At 65.3% G+C, this 3,552-nt stretch carries 3 protein-coding genes; 2 read left to right on the top strand and 1 reads right to left on the bottom strand.

Going from position 1 to position 3,552, the window contains the following annotated elements:
• The first annotated feature begins 237 nt into the window (after positions 1-237).
• Positions 238-1,056 (top strand): glycosyltransferase family 2 protein, encoded by an 819-nt coding sequence (locus ACMZ6R_RS20305; protein ID WP_416114773.1) that lies wholly within the window; start codon positions 238-240, stop codon positions 1,054-1,056.
• On the opposite strand, the gene ACMZ6R_RS20300 is transcribed toward ACMZ6R_RS20305, so the two are convergent.
• Positions 992-2,005 (bottom strand): polysaccharide deacetylase family protein, encoded by a 1,014-nt coding sequence (locus ACMZ6R_RS20300; protein ID WP_416114772.1) that lies wholly within the window; start codon positions 2,003-2,005, stop codon positions 992-994. The two genes, ACMZ6R_RS20305 and ACMZ6R_RS20300, sit on opposite strands and share 65 nt — an antisense overlap.
• A 160-nt stretch (positions 2,006-2,165) precedes the next feature.
• Here ACMZ6R_RS20300 and ACMZ6R_RS20295 point away from each other — a divergent pair, with 160 nt between their 5' ends.
• Entirely contained in the window at positions 2,166-3,434 is a 1,269-nt protein-coding gene (locus ACMZ6R_RS20295; RefSeq protein WP_416114771.1) for an HDOD domain-containing protein, read from the top strand.
• Positions 3,435-3,552 lie beyond the last annotated feature (118 nt).

Genomic DNA, 3,552 nt, shown 5'->3' with positions numbered 1-3,552 from the left:
GTTACCATTAGCCTACCCTTCACCGTTGAAAGTTTTGGGGAGGGGAGAGCGCGAGAGGGGAACCCTTTTTTCAAAAAGGGTTCCCCTCTCGCACCCTCTTCCCGCCGTCCCCCCCGGCAAAGGTTGACAGACACCCCGATTTCGGGATTAGTGCCTCGTTTGGCCGCGTCACAGCAACACGCGGCGCATTCCGCCGTTTCGCTTCCGATCCGGCGATCCCCTCTGGAGCGACAACCCATGATGCACGGAAAAAAAGTGGTGGTGGTCATGCCCGCCTACAATGCGGCCTCCACCCTCGAACGCACGTATGACGAAGTTCCCAAGGACATTGTGGACGAGGTCATTCTCGTCGATGATTGCAGCCGGGACAACACCATCGAGCAGGCGCAGAAGCTTGGTCTGCGCTGCTTCCGCCACGAACGGAACTGGGGCTACGGCCGCAACCAGAAGACCTGTTACGCCGAGGCCTTGAAGACCGGCGCCGACGTGGTCATCATGGTCCACCCCGACTACCAGTACACGCCGAAGATCATCCCGGCCATGGCCAACCTGGTGACCAGCGACGAATACGACGCGGTCATCGCCTCGCGCATCCTCGGCGGCACGGCCCTTCGCGGCGGCATGCCCATGTACAAATACGTTTCCAACCGCTTCCTGACCCTGACCCAGAACCTGCTGCTCGGGGCCAAGCTCTCGGAATACCACACCGGCTACCGCGCCTTCTCCCGCAAGGTGCTGGAAACCCTGCCGCTTTGGGAAAATTCCGACGACTTCGTCTTCGACAACCAGATGCTGGCCCAGACCGTCTACTTCGGCTTCCGCATCGGCGAGGTGTCCTGCCCGACCAAGTATTTCGAGGAGGCCTCGTCCATCAATTTCCGCCGCAGCTGCACCTACGGTCTCGGCGTGCTGGCCACCTCGGCCCAGTTCCGCCTCCAGAAGTGGGGGCGCAAAAGCTACCCCATCTTCGACAAAAACGGCCGGGGCCTGTCTAGCAGCCCCAATCCCCCGTACTACAAGGACGAGTCGCCGGAGAACTCCGGTCAGGCCAGCTAAAAGCCGGACCGGCAAGCCCTTTCAGCGTCGTCCCGCGCACATCGAAGGTCCGCCGCAGCCAGTCGGCGAAGCGGCGGACCTTGGCCAAAAACGCCGTCGCCGCTTCTTCATCCGGAAAATGCGGACTGGCCCCGGGCAAGAGTTCCGAGGAATGCCAGAAAAGCGTGATCACCCGGCCGCCGCGCCGGACGTGGGTCCGCACGGCCAGTCGCATGGTGGCCTCGGGCATCCAGACCGGATTGACCCCGAGCGTCCCGGTTTTCATAAATCCCCCAAGCACCGCATTCCCGGCCTTCGGCGGCAGCCGTTTCGCCAGGGCATGGGCCAGTCGCGGCGTTCCCGGCACCAGCGGCACCTGGGTGGTCGGCGCTTCGAGCAGCCTTTTGCCCTCCGGCCCGGCCGGACGCAGCCAGTAGGGATCGGCCGGGGCCAGAAAATGGTCCGGCCCGTTCGGCACATGGCGCAGCGGGGCAACGCTCGAATCGACCAGAAAACCGACCTCGGGCAGCACGGCCATGGCCCGCTTGAAAAGATTCCACCGGCCCATGCGGAACGAAACCGCCGGGGCCCCGGCAAAGGCGGTTACGACCTGCTGGAGCGTCGCCAGCTTGGCCCGGAAGACCTCCAGCGGCATGACCGCCGTGGACACCGGCTCGGGCCAGGGCATGTCGGGAAAAGGCGGCGTGTTCCAGGGATGCAGATGCGCGCCGATCTCGCCGCCGACGCGGGAGACGAGGTCAAGGATCGTTTCCCCGCTGGCCGGGTCGACAGCCACCGGATAGTCGCACAAAAACGTGAGCGGCAAGCCGAAATCCCGAGGCAGGAACGCGAGCTTTCGCAGCCGGGCGATATTGGAAAGCCCCGCCCCCTCCCGGGGGTAGGAACCGGAAAAAAGTCCCTCTTCCTCGACGTCGAGGCTTATAACGACAGCCAGCGGCTTTTTGCCCATACGGTGTACGCTCCCGGCGGCATGGTAGCGGCGGGCCGGAAAATGTACAGCCCGTTTTCCGGGGCCATGGCGCGTCGGCTTCGCATTCCTTGACAATCGCGGTAAATCCTTATCTCAAGAAGCAAACGGGTTGCCCGTGCGTGCCTCCCGGGGACATGCCATGAATAAACGACTTCCTCTTGCCGCCCTTGCCGCGGACATGATCCTGGCCGAGCCGGTATGCCGTCAGGACGGAACACTGCTGTTGCCGGAGCAAACCGTCCTGACCGAACGGCATCTGCGCCTGTTTCCGGTCTGGGGCATCGCTACGGCCACGGTCTGTTGCAGCGACGACGACGCGGCCTGGGCCGCACCGGAGGACACGCCGGAAACCGCGCCGGACAGCCAGGCGCTGGAGGCGGCCCAGGCGCTTTTGCGCCCGCGTTTCGTCCATGTCGACCTCGACCAGCCGGCCATGGCCGCGCTGTACGACCTCTGCCTGACCCGGGCGGCCGGAATCCTTGCCTGCCGTGGCGCGGCCGGCCTGGCCCTGCCCGGCCCGGTGCCGGCGGAGCTGCTGCCGCCCGCGCCGGAAACGCCCGCGCCCGGCCCCATGGCCATCATCGAGTCCGATCCCAAGCTTACCTCGTTGCCCGACGTCTTCGTGCGCATAAACGAGGTGTTAAACGACCCCAACAGCACCGCCCGGGAAGCGGCCGACGCCCTCGGCAAGGACACGGGCCTGGCCGCCAAGCTCCTGCGCCTGGTCAACAGCGCCTTTTACGGCTTCCCGGTCAAGGTGGACACCCTGTCGCGCGCCGTGACCATCGTCGGCAGCCGCCAGCTCACCACGTTGGCCCTTGGCATCTCGGTCATCGCCATCTTCAAGGACCTGCCCAGCGGGCTCGTGGACATGCGCGCTTTCTGGAAGCACAGCGTCGGCTGCGGCGTGATCGCCTCGACCCTGGCCGGCCCCGAGGCCGGGCTCGACGTGGAAAGGCTTTTCGTGGCCGGGCTGCTCCACGATGTGGGCCGACTGGTGCTCTTCCGCAACGTGGCGCGCCACGCCACACACGCCATCGCCCTGGCGCGGCGGGAAGGCATCCTGCTGCGCGAGGCCGAGAAGCGGCTGTTCGGCTTCGACCACGCCACACTCGGAGGCATGCTCCTGCGCAAATGGCGGTTTCCGGAAAGCCTGGAAAAAGCGGTGCGCCACCACCACGGCAACCTCTCCCACATGAGTATGCCCATGCCGGCCCTCACCCACACGGCGGACGCCATAGCCGGCGCGCTCGGCCTGGGCTCGAGCGGCGAAGTCTACGCCCCGCCGCTGTCCCCGGCCGCCTGGGACACCCTGGACATCCCCGTGGATCGCCTGCCCGACATCATCGCCGCAGCCGAAGCCCAGATAGACGATATCATCCGCGTTTTCCTGCCGGACGAGCAGTAGCGGGGAAGGTGGACGGGGAAGATGGAAGAGGATGCGAGAGGGGAACCCTTTTTGAAAAAAGGGTTCCCCTCTCGCGCTCTCCCCTCCCCAAAACTTTTAACGGTTGCAGGTACGGTAA

The organism is Solidesulfovibrio sp. C21, assembly GCF_047785625.1.
Lineage (GTDB): Bacteria > Desulfobacterota > Desulfovibrionia > Desulfovibrionales > Desulfovibrionaceae > Solidesulfovibrio.
Note: the sequence above shows the minus strand (reverse complement) of the source record. Positions and strands in the feature narration are given on the sequence as shown.